The sequence below is a fragment of the Paracoccus nototheniae genome (assembly GCF_004335005.1).
GTDB classification, from domain to species: Bacteria; Pseudomonadota; Alphaproteobacteria; order Rhodobacterales; family Rhodobacteraceae; genus Paracoccus; species Paracoccus nototheniae.
This window is the reverse complement of the sequence record NZ_RQRT01000003.1, coordinates 106889-121714: the sequence shown is the minus strand read 5'-3', so window position 1 is coordinate 121714 and position 14826 is coordinate 106889. Positions and strand designations below refer to the sequence as shown.

Here is a 14826-nt window from a genome sequence, read left to right as displayed (position 1 = left end):
CATGCTGTCGCTTTTCGGAATCGAAAAGGCGAACCTGCCGAACGTGACCATCAGCAGCGCGCTGACGGTTCCGGCGGTCCTATGCGCGGTGGCATTCCTGTCGCGCACGCTGGCCACCATCCCGCTGCATGCCTATCGGCGAACTGCTGAAGGTGCCGATCGGCTGACCGGCGCCACCGCACTGGCGATCCACGAGTTCCCGAACGACCTGATGGACAGCTTCAAGATGCGCCAGTACTTCTGGCAACAGGTCTTCACCGGCGGGCGCGGCCTAGCGTGGATCGAGCGCAAAGGCGACGAGATCGAGGCGATCTGGCCGATGGACCCGCGCAAGGTCACCGTGCGCCGCAACGGTTTCAGGGTCACCTATACCTTCGACGGCAAGCCCTATGATGCAAAGGACGTCATCGACGTCCCGTTCATGTTGAAGGAAGACCAGATCGGTCACGAGGGCCCGATCACCAAGGCCCGCAAGGCTATCCAACTTGCGCTGGCAATGGGCGACTATGGCGCCAACTTCTTCGCGGGTGGTGGTGTTCCGCCACTGGCGCTGACCGGGCCGATGCCCGCTGGCAGCGATGCAATGAAGCGCGCGCTGAACGACATCAAGCGCTCGATCGCAGCGGCAAAGGAGTCGGGCGGGTCAGCGTTTCCCATCCCGCCCGGGTACGAACTGAAGCCGGTCGGCTTCGACCCTGCCAAAGGGCAGATGACCGAGGCCCGCCTCTTCCAGATCCAGGAGGTCGCGCGGATCTGGCAGCTGCCGCCCGTCTTTCTGCAGGATCTCAGCAGCGGCACCTTTGCCAATGTCGAGCAGCAGGACCTCAGCCTGATCAAGCACCTGCTGAGCCAGTGGGCCAAGGCATTCGAGGGTGAGCTGAACCTGAAGCTGTTTGGCCGCAATTCCTCGTCGGTCGTCGGCAACCGCTATGTCGAGCACAACCTTTCCGGCCTGATGCGCGGCGACTTCAAGACGCGCCTCGAAGGACTGGCCCGCGCCATCCAGACCGGGCAGATCACGCCGAACGAGGCGCGCGAGCTGGAGAACCGCCCGCGGCACGAGAATCCAGACGCCAACGAGCTGCTCGTCCAGGGCGCCACTATCGTTCTGGGCCGCGCGCCAGCCGCCACGCCGGTGACGGCGGTGCCGGACCCGAACGCCGATACCGACCCGCCGACCGGCGACGACCCGCCTGCAGGAGAGACAGATGACCCAGAAGCCTGAGGCCGAAAAGCGGTCCACGATCGTCAAGGTCGAGCGCCGCGCCTCCGAGGACGGCAAGGTGACCGTTGCGGGCTATGCCGCCGTCTTCGGCGAGGTCACCAGCATCGCCGGATACTTCGACGAGGTCATCGCCCGCGGGGCGTTCACCACCACATTAGCCAGCAGCGACGTGCTGGCCTATTTCGACCACGACCGGGGCCGCATCCTCGGGCGCACCGCCAGCGGCACCCTGCGCCTGGCCGAAGACGAGAAAGGCCTGTCGGTTGAGATCGACCTGCCCGACACGTCCGACGGGCGCGACGTGCGCACGCTGATCGAGCGTGGCGACATCAGGGGAATGTCCTTCGGCTTCCGCGTCACAAAAGAGGAATGGGACGAAACCGGCGCCGTGCCGAAGCGGACTATCCTCGCGGTCGAGCTGCGCGAGGTCAGCATCGTGTCCGAGCCTGCCTATGACGGGACATCGATCGCGATGCGGTCCCTCGAAGAGGCGCGCAAAGAGCGCCGCGCCCACAATTTCACCGCCGCCGAGCGCCGGGTGTCCGCCCGCCGGGCGGCTGCCGAGGCCCGCTTTCGCGGCATCGTCTGAGATTACCCGGGCTTTTCCGGAGTCGGCAGCGCGCACCTGCCTTTCCCCGCCAGCAGGCGGGCCGCCGTGCGTGTACCTGAAAAGGAGGTCGACATGACCCTGAAAGAGCTGATTGAAAAGCGCGCCCGGCTGATGGCCGAGGCCCGCTCCGCGCTGGATGAAATCAAGGGCAACACCGACGAGGCCCGTGCGGCCGAGCTGGACACTCGCCACGACACGATCATGGCTGAATTCGACCGCGTCGAGACCCTGATCAAGCGTGAACAACGCTTGGCCGAGATTGAAAGCCGGGCGGCCGCCCAGGACGACGAGCAGCGCGGCCGCCAGCGCCCCCTGTCCGACGGCGAAGGCCGGGGCACCGATGATGGCGACGAACTGACCTATCGCCAGGCCTTTCATCGCTTCATCACCCGCGGCGGCGACATCACCGAACTGTCGACCGAAGAGCGCGCCGTCCTGCGCGCCGGAGCGCAGGCGTCCGCAGAGATGCGCGCGCAAAGCACCCTGACTCAGGCAGGCGGCGGCTATACCGTCCCGGTCGAGCTGGCGAACCAGATCATCATCTCGATGGCGGCCTGGGGGCCGATGTACGACGAGTCCGTCACCACCGCGATGAACACCTCGTCGGGCAATCGCATCCTGATCCCGACCGTGGACGACACCGGCATCAACGCCGAGAAGCACGTCGAGGGCGCGGATCTGGTTGACGATGGTGGCAAGGACGTCACCTTCGGGCAAAAGGCGCTGGACGCCTATGTCTACGATACCGAGTTCATCCGCTGGTCGATGGAGCTGGGGCAGGACTCGATCTTCAACTTCGAACAGCTGCTGGGAAGCCTGCTGGGTGAGCGCCTGGGCCGCACCGCGAACCGCGAACTGACGATCGGCGATGGTGTCGACGATCCGCACGGCGTCGTCACCGCGTCCTCGCTCGGCCGCACCGCCGCCTCGGCGACCGCGCTGACCTCCGACGAGATCATCGACCTGATCCACTCGGTCAACCCGGCATATCGCGGCGCGCCCAAGGTCGGGTTCATGTTCAATGACCTGACGCTCGCCTCGATCCGCAAGCTGAAGGATGGCGAGGGCCGGTACATCTGGTCTGGCGGCGACATCCAGAACGGCGTGCCCGGCACCCTGCTGGGCTATCGCTACCGCATCAACCAGGCCATGGCGCCCATTGCCACGGGCAACCGCACCATGATCTTCGGTGATTTCGGCAAGTATTTCGTCCGCAAGGTCGGCTCGCCCATCATCGGCGTGCTGCGCGAGCGCTTCTGGCCGAACCTCGGCATCGCCGGCCTGATCCGTTTCGACGGCGAGCTGGGCGACACCGCTGCCATCAAGCACCTGGTCCAGGCCTGATCAACCCGACAGGCGCGCCTCGAGCGCGCCTGTCCACCCCCTGAGGATTGAGCCATGAAAATTCGCATGCTGACCGGCCTCAGCGGCCCTCTTTTCAACCTGGTCGCGGGCGACCTGCACGAGACCGACGAGGCCGAGGCGGGCCGCCTGATCGCGGCAGGCTTTGCCGAGCCAGCAGACGAGACCGCGACCCGCGCCCCGGCTGTCGAAACCGGCACCCGCCCCGCGCCCGCCGAGGCCGCCGTCAAGAAGCCCGCGGGCACGACCCGCAAGCGGGGCTGATCCATGTGGTATCCGGTCTCGGACGAAATCACGCTCGAGGCTGTCGATCTGGAGGATGCGCGGTTTCAGCTGCGCCTCTCGGACGGCGAGGATGACTTCGACGCGAACGTCTTCATGCTGGTCAAATCGGCGCGGGCCCATGTCGAGGCCTATTGCAGCCGCGCCTTCGCCGCGCATTCCATGGTCTGGGCTTGCGACGGATTCGGCGATCTCTGCCGCCTGCCCATGGGCCCCGCATCGTCCATCGCGTCGATCGGATACACGGACCCCGATGCCGTGGCGCAGACCGTGCCCGGGACCGTGTACCAGTTCCGGGCCGACGGCCTCGAGCCTTCTATCGCACTGCGCCCGGGCCAGCGCTGGCCGAGCATCCAGCCCGGCACACGGATCACGGTGACAGGGACCTTCGGCGGCCAGTGCCCCGACGACGTCAAGCACGCCATGCTGCTGCTGATCGAGGAAGGTTTCGATCCGCTGGAGAACAAGACACTGCCGATCATGAGCCGCGTCGATGCGCTGCTGGCGAACCACCGGCGGGGCTGCTGGTAATGGCGCGCACGGTGCAGTCCCGCACCCTCGACCGCCGCATCACCATCCGCCGCGTCACCACCACGAACACCGGCCTCGGCACGACAGAGACCTGGGCGACCGTCGCCCGGCTCTTCGGCTCGCGGCACGACATTTCCGACGGCGAGCGCGCCACGGCGGGGGTCGAAGAGGCCACGCTGCGCAGCCGCTTTGTCATCCGCAACACGTCCTATGTGGCCAGCCTTAGCCCTGCCGACCGCCTGGTCGAGGGCGGGCGCGAGTTCCTTATCGTCGGGATCAAGGAAGTCGACGGGCGCGGCGGATATCTCGAGATCACCGCCGACACCAAGCTGGGAGCAGCACAATGACCCAAAGGGATGTGCGGCTAGTCGCCGTCGACACCGCCATGGGGGAGCGTCTTTTGCTCGCCGATACCGAGGGCCACGTCCTTGGTAATCAGACGCGGATGACGATCGAGCAGCAGGCCGATGATGCGGTCTACGTGACCATCACCTTCCAGCTGCTGTCCACCGGCGTCATGATCGCCGAAGAGGCCGTGGAAAGCTGATGGCGCGATCCGCCCGGATGCACATCGACGGCCTGGCGGACCTTGAGAAGGCGTTGGGCAACCTGACCAAAGCGGTCAGCAAGAACGTGCTGCGCAGTTCCATGCGCGAGGCCGCCGCGCCGATGGTGGACATGGCAAAGAGCCTTGTGCCCGTCGACGACGGCGAGCTTCGTGATTCAATCATCATCGGCGGCCTGCTGAACAAGAGCCAGAAGAGTAAGCATCGCAAGCTGACCAAGGATGAACGATCCTCGATCGAGCTTTTCGTCGGTCCCTCCTACAAGCTCGGCGCGGGCGGGCGGCATGGCCACCTGGTCGAGTTCGGCACATCGCCCCACCTGAACAGCGGCCAGTTCAAAGGGACGAAACACCCTGGCACCGCGCCCCAGCCCTTCATGCGCCCGACCTATGACCGCGAGGCGCAGCCGACTGTCGAGCGATTGAAGCCGATCCTGTGGCGGAAGATCGACCAGATCGCCAAGCGCGAGGCCCGTAAGCTTGAGCGGGGTGGCCGCTGATGGAAGAGGCACTGTTCGCGCTCCTTTCCGGCGCGGCGCCCGTGGCCGCGATCGCGGGCCCCCGTATCTTCTGGGGCATCGCCCCGCAGAGCACCGCGTATCCGCGCATCTCGCTCTTCATCATCTCCGGTGCCGACGCGCCGCACCTGCAGGGTACGGACGGCCTCTGGACCTATCGGGTGCAGGTCGACTGCTATGCTGCCGACCGGCCCACATCGCGGCGCCTCAGCCGCGCCATCATCACGCTGCTGAACGGCCATCGGGCCGGCGGCTTCCGAGGCATCTTCATCGACGGCGTCTCTCGCGAGGGCCGCGAAGAGACGGCCAACGACAAGCCTTACCGATTCACCCATGACTTCTTCATCCACTGGAGGGATATCTGATGCCCGATACCAATGCCGAACTCGGCTATAGCGCGACCTTCGGGATCGCGATCTCGCCCTCGACTACCCACGTTGTGGTTGCCGAGGTGGCCAGCATCACCCCGCCGGGGATGACGCGCGACACCGTCGAGGCGACCCACCTGAATTCGCCCGATGCGTTCAAGGAATTCATCGCCGGCCTGAAAGAGGGCGGCGAGGCTTCGATCACGGTCAACTATGTGCCGGCAGCCAGCGACACTCTGGTCACGGCCTTTGACGCCGGACGCATCAGCGCGCAGATCACCTTCCCGGCGATCGGCACGGCGCCCGAGGTCACGCTGACCTTCACCGCGATCGTGACCGCGTGGGAGCCCGGTGATCTGGTTCCCGATGACAAGATGTCGGCGACGTTCACCTGCAAGTGCTCTGGCCGTCCGGTCTTCGCGGTCTCGGGGGCCTGATCGTGGCGAACGGGTTCAAAGGGCAGGTCTCTGTCGAATACGAGGGCTCGAAGTACCTTCTGACCCTCGACTTCAACGCGCTGGCCGATTTCGAGGGCGAGACGGGCGAAGACCCCCTCGCCGTCCTCGGCCAGTACGAAAAGTCCGGCCAGATCACGATGGTCAATCTGCGCGCGCTGTTCTGGGCCTGCCTCAACCAGGAACACCCGACGCTGACCGTCAAGGATGCCGGGCGGATCATGAGCGCCAACCCCGAGGCGCTAATGAAGGCCCTTGCGGCCATCCAGCCCGAGGCGGACCCCGAGGCCGCCCGCGGGGCCGCTGAGGGAAAGCCGAAGGCTCGCGGGAAGGCTCGGGCAGGCTGACGCTTTCGAGCCTGCTGCAGGACTATGCGGCAGCGGGCTTCGAGCCTTCCACCTTCTGGAAGCTGACCTTCCGGACCTATGACCTCGTGATGCGCGGCGCCGCGCAGCGCATCAAGCGCGACATCGAAATGCGCAACCGCCAGGCGTGGAACACCGCCCGCCTGACGGGCGCCGCGATGGTCGGCAAGCTTCCGGACTATGAGAAGTGCTTCGGCAGGGGCAACGTCAAGCACGGCAAGCCCCAGCCGCCCGCCGTCCTGGCCGCAATGGGTCGGGCCCTCGCCGCCGTGTGGGGCGCCAAGATGCCAGACCAGACCGAAGGAAAATAAGCATGTCCGCATCGGTCATCGGCGCGCTGCGCGTCAATCTCGGCCTCGACAGCGCCCAGTTCAACAAGGGGCTGGGCGCCTCTCAAAGCCGGATGTCGAAATTCGCGGCGCGCGCCGGGACGGTTGCGTTCGGGCTGGCGGCGACCATGAAGACGGCTTTTGTCTCCATGGGCCTCTCCGCGATAAATGCCGGCTCAGAGATCCAGCGGCTGGCGCAGCTGACCAACACCGCCCCGGCGCAGTTTCAGGGCTGGGCCGCCGGTGCCAGTTCCGTCGGGATCGAGCAGGAGAAGCTGGCCGACATCCTGAAGGACACGAACGACCGCATCGGTGACTTTGTCCAGACCGGCGGCGGCCCGATGGCGGACTTCTTCGAAAAGATCGCGCCGAAGGTGGGGGTCACCGCCGCCTCGTTCCGTGATCTGTCCGGCGCCGATGCGCTGCAGCTCTATGTCAGCAGCCTCGAAAAGGCGAACGTCAACCAGCAGGATTTCACCTTCTACATGGAGGCCATGGCCTCCGACAGCACCCTGCTGCTGCCCCTGCTGAAGAATGGCGGCGTGGCGATGTCGGAATATGCCGACCGCGCGCAGCGCATGGGCGCCATCATGAGTGGCCCGATGCTTTCTTCCCTGAAGGAGGGCAAGACGGCGCTCGCCGACATGCGCATGGCGATCGACGGCATGCGCAACACGATCGGGACGCTCGCCGTCCCGGCCATCAAGGCGCTGGCGGCGGCGATCGGGGCGGCGGCGATCTTCTTTCACACCCACGCCGACACCATCGCGACCGTGATGCGCACGCTGGCCGGTGTCGCCCTCGTGCTGGCCGCCACCTTTGCGACCCGTTATGCCGTCGCCCTCGGCGTCACGGCTGTCCGCGCGATGATGTCGGCCGCCACGCAGTCGATCGCGCTGGAGATGGCCCTCGGCGCGCAGAGCCGCGCGGCGGCGGCGGCCAGCGTGGCCACCAAGGCACTGTCGGGCGCCATCGGGATGCTGCGCCGCGCGATGATCTCAACCGGCATCGGCGCACTGGTGGTGGCCGCTGGCTATCTGGTCGGGAAGTTCGTCGAGCTGATCCAGAAAACCGGTGGCTTCGGCAGCGCGCTGCAGGCCCTCGGCACCCTTGCCGGGCTGGTTTGGGATGGCATCGGCGAGTCTGCCAAGGCGATCCCGCCCGCCCTTAATGGGGTCTGGACGCTGGTCAAGGCCGACTTCCTGCTCCTGCTGTCGAGCCTGTCCGACCTATGGGTCGGCTTTCTCGACTCCATCCTCGCTGATTTCGGTAAGATCGAGATGCTTGGCTGGGGCGAGGGCGACAACAAGGTCATGTGGTCGATCGACAACCCGGCAGCGGACGGCTTGCGCGATGCCCGCGACAGCGCGGAGGCATTCTCCGCCGACCTGCAGGAGCGCGGCGCCGAGACAGCGGCGGCAATGGGCGAATCCTTCAGCCACGCCGGGACCATCGTCAAGGATGCCTTCGCCCCTGTGGCGGCAGCCTGGGCGGCGCTTCAAGGTGAGGTCGAAGAGGGCGTCGACGTGCCGCCCGATGCGGGCACGGGCCTCGATAATCTCGGCGATGCGGCCGAGGGCGCCGGCGGCAAGGCCAAGGAAGCGACCGAGCAGCTGACCGAGCTGCAGCGCGTCATGAAGGAACTGCGCGCCGAAGACGCTAAGATGCGCGCCACCATGAACATGACCGAAGTCGCCGCCAAGGTCTGGGAAAACCAGCGGGCTGCCGGTGTCAGCGCTGGAAGTGTCACGGGGCAGGAGATCGAAGCCCTGACCCGCCAGATCGATAGCATGGAGCAGCTGAAGTCCGCGACCGAAGACTGGCGCGACACCCTGAGCAGCTCGTTCTCTCAACTGGTCCAGGGAGCACAGTCCCTGGGCGATGCTCTGACGTCTCTGATATCGAAGTTTGCCGACATGCTGCTCACTCAAGGCTTCAACACTCTGTGGGACAGCAGCGGGATGGGCCAGATGTTCAGCGGCGCTATGGGCGCCGTTGGCATCGGCGCAAATGCCAACGGGACCCGCAGCTGGGAGGGTGGGCTGAGCAAGGTTCACGAGCGCGGCGGCGAGATCATGAACCTGCCTCGCGGGACGCAGGTCATCCCTCACGACCTGTCCAAGAGGATGGTGCGGGCGCAGTCCGAGCGGGAGACGGTCCATGTCACTGCCTCTTTCGATGCAGAGGCTCAGCCGATCATCAAAAGCGTTATTCACAGCGCGGCGCGGGGCGCTGCAAATCAAGCGGTTCAGGGCGCCAGCAGGGCGTCCGCTGACGCCCGCTATTCCCGGGATGGCCATTGATGGAGATACACTTCCCGGGGAATATCCGCATCAAGCGAATCCGAGCGCGCCTTGAGGGGCTTCGCCTGTCGCCATTTACAAACATCGACGGAGAGACCTTCGCCCGGCCTCAGATGAATGGATTCTGGCGCGTCGAGATGGATCTCATGTGCGCGGAGGAAGATGAATATCTGGCACTGTCTTCATTTCTGACGGCCATGCGCGGCGGCAACACCACTGTCCTTCCGATGACAACGCACTGGCTTCCCAACGGATCGAACGGCAGGCGCCTGAACGGATTCCAAGAGGCCCCGGAATTTACTGCGGAGCATGCGGGGTTCGCTTCGGACCCCTTCCCCGGGTTCACCCTGCGCGCGCCTTGTGCGCGACGGAACAGCTTTATCGACGTGAACACCCCCGAGCTTTCCCGCCTCCGGAGCGGGCACGACATCACGATCGGGGAACGTCTTTACAAGGTGGTGAATGCCGTCCAGCTGGACGAAAGCGCGACGGCTCAGCGGCTTTCGCTCATGCCTAACGTCCGGGACGATCGGGCCGCCGGGGCCTTGGTGATTGTCGATCAACTCCGCTTGCGCGCCCAAATGGAAAGCGCGGGCGACCTCGAGGCGTGGAACATCCCCTCTGGGGAAGTGACCGCCATCTTTATCGAAGCATTCTGATGAGCATCCACGACATCCCTGATGAGGATCTGCGCCGCGGCGATGTCGCCTGCACGATCATGTGCCAAATGGACTTTGCGACGAACCCGCAGCGGTGGTGGCTGGGCTATGGCGATCTGATGGCCGGCGGGGTGGAATACAAAGGCACCGGCGACGTCATCCAGATCAGCGCCCTGTCCATCACCTATGGCATGAGCGCAGGCATGGTCCGGTTCAGCGTCCCGAATGCCTCGCCGCAGATGGTGGCGCGCTGCGACGATCAAGCGGACGAGGTCAACAACCGCCCGTGTCGGATCTTCTATCAGCTTTTCTCGACGGTTGAGAGCGGTGGCTTGCATGCCGGGCGCCTGGTGGGCGATCCCATCGCCATCTTTACGGGCCGGATGCGCGACATGCGAAGCACATCGACGCGGGAGAGGCGAGAGATCGAGCTGGAAGCATATGGACGCCTGTCGCGGCAGGGCAGACCACCCCATGGCCGCTGGACCGATGCCGATCAGAGGGCGCGGTATCCCGGTGATACGGGGCTGGGCCTGCTTGCGGCCCTGAAGAACCGCGCTGTTGTCTGGGTGCCTGCAGGGTGATCCGGCCAGCAGTTGAAAGCGACATCCCCCGCATCATCGACATGGTGGAGCGGCTGACAGGGGCTGTGAGCGGCCCGCAGGCGGTATGCCGCATCTGGACCGGCCAGCGCCTCGCCTTTCTGATCCACAGCCCTGACGGCCTTGTCAGGTTGTCCCAAGGCGGGTTCATCGCGGCCTCTATGACGCGCACCATCATCAGCCCCGACTGGATCGCAAACGAAGAGGGATGGTGGGCCGAGGATCGCAGCTTCATCCCGCTCTTCGATTGCTTCGAGCGGTGGGCTGACGATCGCGCGGCGACCATCCGAAAAATGTCCTGCGCCACCGCAACGGTGCGGAGGTTCCTAGAGCGCCGGGGCTACCGGATGGCAGAAATGGCAATGGTGCGCTGATGGCGATTTTCTCAGCGGCCCTCTATGGCCTCGGATATGCAGTGGGCTTCCTCGGCGCGGCTGCCGGTCTTTCCACGGCGACCATCCTCTCTATTGCCGGTGCTGCGGGACAGATCGCGGTCGGCGCCGCGCTCAATGCTGTCGCCCGGGCGCTGGCGCCGAGCGTCAATGTTCCGCGCTCGGAAATTCAGGCCCTGATAAGCCAGACCGATGCCCCGCGTCGCATCTATGTCGGGCGCAACCTCGTCGGCGGCATCCGGGCCCTGTTCGATGTGAAGGGCGATGTCCTCTATCAGCTGGTTCTGGTCGCGCACGGCCAGGTCGATGCTTTTGAGGCCTTCTGGATCGACGGCGAGGCGCAGACGCTCGGCGCGGGTCCTGACTGGTGGGGGACTGCGCAGCCGGTTCAGTTCCCGACCGGGACGGACAAATTTGGCTTCGTGAACGTCACCACCAGAGACGGTTCGGGGCTCGGGGGTGACTACCCGGTGCTGCTGTCAGAGTTCAGCGAATGGACTTCGGCGCGGAGGGTGGAGGGACAGGCGACTTTCCTTGTCGGGTCCAAGGCGCCCAAGCCCGAGGACTTCGCCAAGATTTTCCCGAAGGGCTATAGCACGGACTATCAGTGGGTCATTCGTGGACAGGCGATTTACGATCCCCGCAGCGATGTGACCAGCTATAGCGCCAACGCGGCACTGGTTCAGATGCACTATCTGACCCATCCGGACGGGTTCAAGCTAGACCGTTCTGAGATGAACATGGAAAGCGTGACCGCCATGGCGCGGGTCTCCGATATCCCTGTTCCCCAAATGGCGGGGGGCAATGCGCCGAACCTGCAGCTCTGGGGTTACTGGACGCTCGATGAGGAACCGAACCAGGTCCTTGACCGGATGCACACCGCCAGCGGCATTCGCCCCTATGAGATGCAAGACGGTCGGATTGGGCTGATCGGCGGCCCTTTCGGCCAACCGGCGTGCACCCTTACGGCGAAGGACATCCGCGACATCCAGACCACCGAGGCGATTAGCGAGCGCAAGGGCTACAACGTCCTGCGGGTGTTCCACATGACGGCAGCGCAGAAATACGAGGTCATCGAGGTCGAAAGCTGGCGCGATGAAGCGCGCTTGGCGATCGAGGGTGAGATCCCTGAGGAATACAAGCTGGAGATGTGCCCGAACCGGTCGCAGGCCCGCCGCCTGGCCAAGCGCCAGATGCACGACGATAACCGGGCGAAGGTCACGATCATCACCAACCTCGTCGGCCTCAAGGCGCGCTGGCCGCGCTTCCATGGCCAGCGACACACGATCCTGCTGGACTATCGGCCCGAGGATGGATCTGGCCGCGTGATTGAGGGCGAATACGAGGTGCTGGACCATGAGTTCGACCCGGTCGAGCTCGAGTGCCGGATCGAACTGGGCCGCGTGAACCGGGCATCTGAGACTTGGACGGCAGTAGAAGAAGGCGAGACGACCGCCGATCTTCCCACGACCGAACGAAACCCGCCTCCGCCGATCGTGGCAGAGCTGACGCAGCGGGTCATTCAGGTCAGCGCGGGGGTCAAACAGCCCGTCCTGGAGATTTCAGCGCTGCCCGTCACCGGTCGCGAGGATCTCTCCATTCAGGCGCGGTATCGTGCGGTTGGCGAGACGGACTGGATCGACATGGGCGTCTCGGGACTTCGCGCGCAGGCCGGGGCCATCGAAGACGGCGAGCAATACCAGGCGCAGGTTCGCTGGCGCGGCGTGTTTGACGGTGTCGCAGCCTGGCAGGACCTCGGCCCTATTACGATCCAGATTGATGCTGTTCCGCCGGGGCAGCCTACCGAACTCGCCGCGTCAAACGAGCCCGACCACATCATGCTCAGCTGGCGCAACGCACCGACGGCCTTCTTCGAGGTCCGGATCTATCGCGGGACCAGCAGCAGCCTTGGCAGCGCCAGCCTGATCGACACCACGGGCGGGGCGATTGGTCAGGTCTCGCAATACGAGGACGACACTGCCGTTTCCGGGACCGCCTATTACTACTGGGTCCGCGCGGCCAACATCTCTGGCGTCGAAGGCCTGCCTGCTGGGCCAGCCACCATCACCCGAACCTGACAACGGCAAGACCGCCGATCAACAACGCCCTTGGGCGGCCCCTCAACGATGGAGGCAACCTTGCCATTTCTAGAAGATGTGAACCTCTTTCTGCGCGACCACATGGGCTATACCGGAGACGGTCAGGGCGGCAACGGCGCCTTGCCGGTGGGCGATCGGTCCACCAGTCGCAAGCCGATCAACACCCGGGATCTGCGCGCCCTCTTCGCTGCTTTCGCCGAGGAATACGAGGGAGCAGTCGATGATGCCATCGAGGCTGCCGTCGACGCGCAGGCCGCCGCTGATCTGGCCGCTGGTTACGCCGGATCTGCAACCGGCACGCCTCAGTTCGCCAGCCGCGCGACGGCAGAGGCCGCGACGATTCCGGCCTTTGCCAATTGGATCATTGTCGGCGGCCTGGTCTATCGCCGCTCGCCGGGCGCCACCGCCCTGACGACTGCGGGGGGTGTGACCTGGGCGCACGTCGATACCACGGAAGGCATCGACACCCGGCAGTTCGGCGCGAGCATGCTGAACGACGATAACAGCCCGGCAATCCAAGCTGCGATCGAAGTTGCGAAGGCGGCTTTCGGCGCATCAGGTGCTGCGATCATACTGCCCGCTGGCGGGTTTGTTATGTGCCGCAGCCAGATCGACGCATATCGCCCCAACAGCCCCCGCTCGGATCTTATCTTCAAGGGCGCGGGCCACCTGATCTGCCGCCTGACATGCGGGTTCTACGGCGCCGATCTGGCGTTGATCAGGTGCCGCGACCCCCTGGGGGTGACCCGCTCAAGCCCTATCTGGTTTGAGAACGTTCGGTTCCAGCACGAGAGCACGACCGGCGGCGTCAATCCGGTGTTCCTGGATATCGGGGGCTGGGGCAACAGTTCCATGTACGGCATCCTGTTCAGCAATTCGAACAACACCCAGCTGCGCGCCTCCAGCATCCAAAACCTGCGGATGACCCGCTGCGAGTTCTGGTATGGCGGCTATGCCTTCCCGAAGAAATCCACGTCAGGGATCACCTTCAGCCTGTCCGGAACCACCCTGACGGCCAGCGGGGCGATCTTCGACTCGCGCGACCGGTACATCACCATCTTCCACAGCCCCGACCGCCGCCGCTATCGCATCGCGGCCTATGTCAGTCCGACGGAGGTGACGCTGGAGGCGGCGGGTTACCGGATCACCAGCGGGACCGGCCTCAACGGTCTTTTCGATTGCCCACGCGTCAGCATGGTGGCCGGGTCGAACCTGGTGAACGGCATCGTCGGGGATGAGATTTTCGTGGCCGGTGATGTCGGCCGGACGATCCTGATCCCCCGTGCGCGTGAGGGGAACGTGGCGGGCGCCTTCCGCATCCTGCGCGCCCGGATTATAGAATATGTCGCGCCGCATGCCGTCCGCATTGGTGACGAACAGGGCAACCCCATCAACGCGGATCGGGACGTCACCCACGTCCGGGTCGGCTGCCCGGCTATCGACTTCTACCAGCCGCGCGGCGGCGGCAGCTATGGCTCTCTGCAATCGGACCTGACCGCGGATCACCTGCACATCGAGCACTTCGCCGGGGTCGGCATCTTCGCCGAGACCGCCGACAGCTGGCGGATTTCTGGCAAGATCCACGGCGACACGAACCCGAGCCGTCTGCGTTATTCGCTGAACACCATGTGGTTCAACAATATCGGCGGGGAATACGTCGGCGGCTTTGACAGCACGTCCGCCTCCGGCGAGGCGCTGGCCTACATCGCCGATCAGGCTAAAGCCTTCACCTACCGAAACCTCTGGGCGCGCAACGCGATCAATGAGCGGATCGTCCAGGCCGAGGATTTCCTGAGCCCGTCGGGCTACGTGATCATCGATGGCATCGACTGCCAGAATTATGCAGGCGATCCGCGCGACCTGATCAGCGAGACCAACGTCCCGTTCCGCGTCCTGCTTCTGGGCTTCGTGAACATGCAGGGCGATTCTCAGGCGGGAGAACTCCGCTTTGGTCACGGCAGCTATATCGACCACCGCCATCTCAAGGTTCAGCCGGGTCGAGTGTTGCTGGGACAGGCCGTTGACGCAGGATCTCTGCCGAATGGCTCGTTTGGCATCAACGTTGTCAGTGGCAATCTGGTCTTCCGCGACATGGCCGGCGTGCTGCGAACAATCAACACCACCGTCGTCTAACCGCACCCCTTCCCCTGCCCTCAACCCG

18 protein-coding genes are annotated in these 14826 nt (G+C 65.0%); all 18 read left to right on the top strand.

What is annotated here, in order from left to right:
• Nucleotide 1 precedes the first annotated feature (1 nt).
• The 18 genes from EG885_RS02595 (at nucleotide 2) to EG885_RS02510 (ending at nucleotide 14798) form a co-directional block, all read left to right on the top strand.
• The gene (locus tag EG885_RS02595; RefSeq protein ID WP_207392183.1) at nucleotides 2-1225 is read left to right on the top strand and encodes a phage portal protein; all 1224 of its coding nucleotides are present in this window, start codon (nucleotides 2-4) and stop codon (nucleotides 1223-1225) included.
• Nucleotides 1209-1814 (top strand): HK97 family phage prohead protease, encoded by a 606-nt coding sequence (locus EG885_RS02590; RefSeq protein WP_131572915.1) that lies wholly within the window; start codon nucleotides 1209-1211, stop codon nucleotides 1812-1814. The genes EG885_RS02595 and EG885_RS02590 overlap by 17 nt, the downstream gene beginning before the upstream one ends.
• Nucleotides 1815-1907: 93 nt before the next feature.
• The gene (locus tag EG885_RS02585) at nucleotides 1908-3179 is read left to right on the top strand and encodes a phage major capsid protein (protein ID WP_131572914.1); all 1272 of its coding nucleotides are present in this window, start codon (nucleotides 1908-1910) and stop codon (nucleotides 3177-3179) included.
• 54 nt (nucleotides 3180-3233) lie between these two features.
• Nucleotides 3234-3461 (top strand): hypothetical protein, encoded by a 228-nt coding sequence (locus EG885_RS02580; protein ID WP_131572913.1) that lies wholly within the window; start codon nucleotides 3234-3236, stop codon nucleotides 3459-3461.
• Between the two features lie 3 nt (nucleotides 3462-3464).
• Nucleotides 3465-4010, top strand: coding sequence for a head-tail connector protein (locus EG885_RS02575; RefSeq protein ID WP_131572912.1), 546 nt, complete (start codon nucleotides 3465-3467; stop codon nucleotides 4008-4010).
• Nucleotides 4010-4357 (top strand): head-tail adaptor protein, encoded by a 348-nt coding sequence (locus EG885_RS02570; RefSeq protein WP_131572911.1) that lies wholly within the window; start codon nucleotides 4010-4012, stop codon nucleotides 4355-4357. The genes EG885_RS02575 and EG885_RS02570 overlap by 1 nt, the downstream gene beginning before the upstream one ends.
• Nucleotides 4354-4557, top strand: coding sequence for a hypothetical protein (locus tag EG885_RS02565; protein WP_131572910.1), 204 nt, complete (start codon nucleotides 4354-4356; stop codon nucleotides 4555-4557). Before EG885_RS02570 ends, EG885_RS02565 begins: the two co-directional genes overlap by 4 nt.
• A complete protein-coding gene (locus tag EG885_RS02560) occupies nucleotides 4557-5075 on the top strand; it encodes an HK97-gp10 family putative phage morphogenesis protein (RefSeq protein WP_131572909.1) in 519 nt (172 codons plus the stop codon). Before EG885_RS02565 ends, EG885_RS02560 begins: the two co-directional genes overlap by 1 nt.
• A complete protein-coding gene (gene gp17 / locus EG885_RS02555) occupies nucleotides 5075-5458 on the top strand; it encodes a tail completion protein gp17 (RefSeq protein WP_131572908.1) in 384 nt (127 codons plus the stop codon). Before EG885_RS02560 ends, gp17 begins: the two co-directional genes overlap by 1 nt.
• On the top strand, nucleotides 5458-5898 hold the full coding sequence (locus EG885_RS02550; protein WP_131572907.1) for a phage tail tube protein: 441 nt from the start codon (nucleotides 5458-5460) through the stop codon (nucleotides 5896-5898). Before gp17 ends, EG885_RS02550 begins: the two co-directional genes overlap by 1 nt.
• A gap of 2 nt (nucleotides 5899-5900) precedes the next feature.
• On the top strand, nucleotides 5901-6263 hold the full coding sequence (locus EG885_RS02545; RefSeq protein WP_131572906.1) for a GTA-gp10 family protein: 363 nt from the start codon (nucleotides 5901-5903) through the stop codon (nucleotides 6261-6263).
• An 89-nt stretch (nucleotides 6264-6352) separates the two neighbouring features.
• Nucleotides 6353-6592 carry a hypothetical protein gene (locus EG885_RS02540; protein ID WP_131572905.1) on the top strand — a complete coding sequence of 80 codons (240 nt, stop codon included), beginning with the start codon at nucleotides 6353-6355 and terminating at the stop codon, nucleotides 6590-6592.
• A 2-nt stretch (nucleotides 6593-6594) separates the two neighbouring features.
• A complete protein-coding gene (locus EG885_RS02535) occupies nucleotides 6595-8913 on the top strand; it encodes a phage tail tape measure protein (RefSeq protein ID WP_131572904.1) in 2319 nt (772 codons plus the stop codon).
• Nucleotides 8913-9572, top strand: a complete 660-nt coding sequence (locus EG885_RS02530) for a hypothetical protein (protein WP_131572903.1) — start codon at nucleotides 8913-8915, stop codon at nucleotides 9570-9572. The genes EG885_RS02535 and EG885_RS02530 overlap by 1 nt, the downstream gene beginning before the upstream one ends.
• Complete coding sequence (locus EG885_RS02525; protein WP_165571013.1) at nucleotides 9521-10156, top strand: hypothetical protein; 636 nt, start codon at nucleotides 9521-9523, stop codon at nucleotides 10154-10156. The genes EG885_RS02530 and EG885_RS02525 overlap by 52 nt, the downstream gene beginning before the upstream one ends.
• Nucleotides 10153-10548 (top strand): hypothetical protein, encoded by a 396-nt coding sequence (locus EG885_RS02520; RefSeq protein WP_131572901.1) that lies wholly within the window; start codon nucleotides 10153-10155, stop codon nucleotides 10546-10548. Before EG885_RS02525 ends, EG885_RS02520 begins: the two co-directional genes overlap by 4 nt.
• Nucleotides 10548-12644 carry a phage tail protein gene (locus EG885_RS02515; RefSeq protein WP_131572900.1) on the top strand — a complete coding sequence of 699 codons (2097 nt, stop codon included), beginning with the start codon at nucleotides 10548-10550 and terminating at the stop codon, nucleotides 12642-12644. Before EG885_RS02520 ends, EG885_RS02515 begins: the two co-directional genes overlap by 1 nt.
• Nucleotides 12645-12704: 60 nt before the next feature.
• Nucleotides 12705-14798 carry a hypothetical protein gene (locus EG885_RS02510; RefSeq protein WP_165571012.1) on the top strand — a complete coding sequence of 698 codons (2094 nt, stop codon included), beginning with the start codon at nucleotides 12705-12707 and terminating at the stop codon, nucleotides 14796-14798.
• Nucleotides 14799-14826 lie beyond the last annotated feature (28 nt).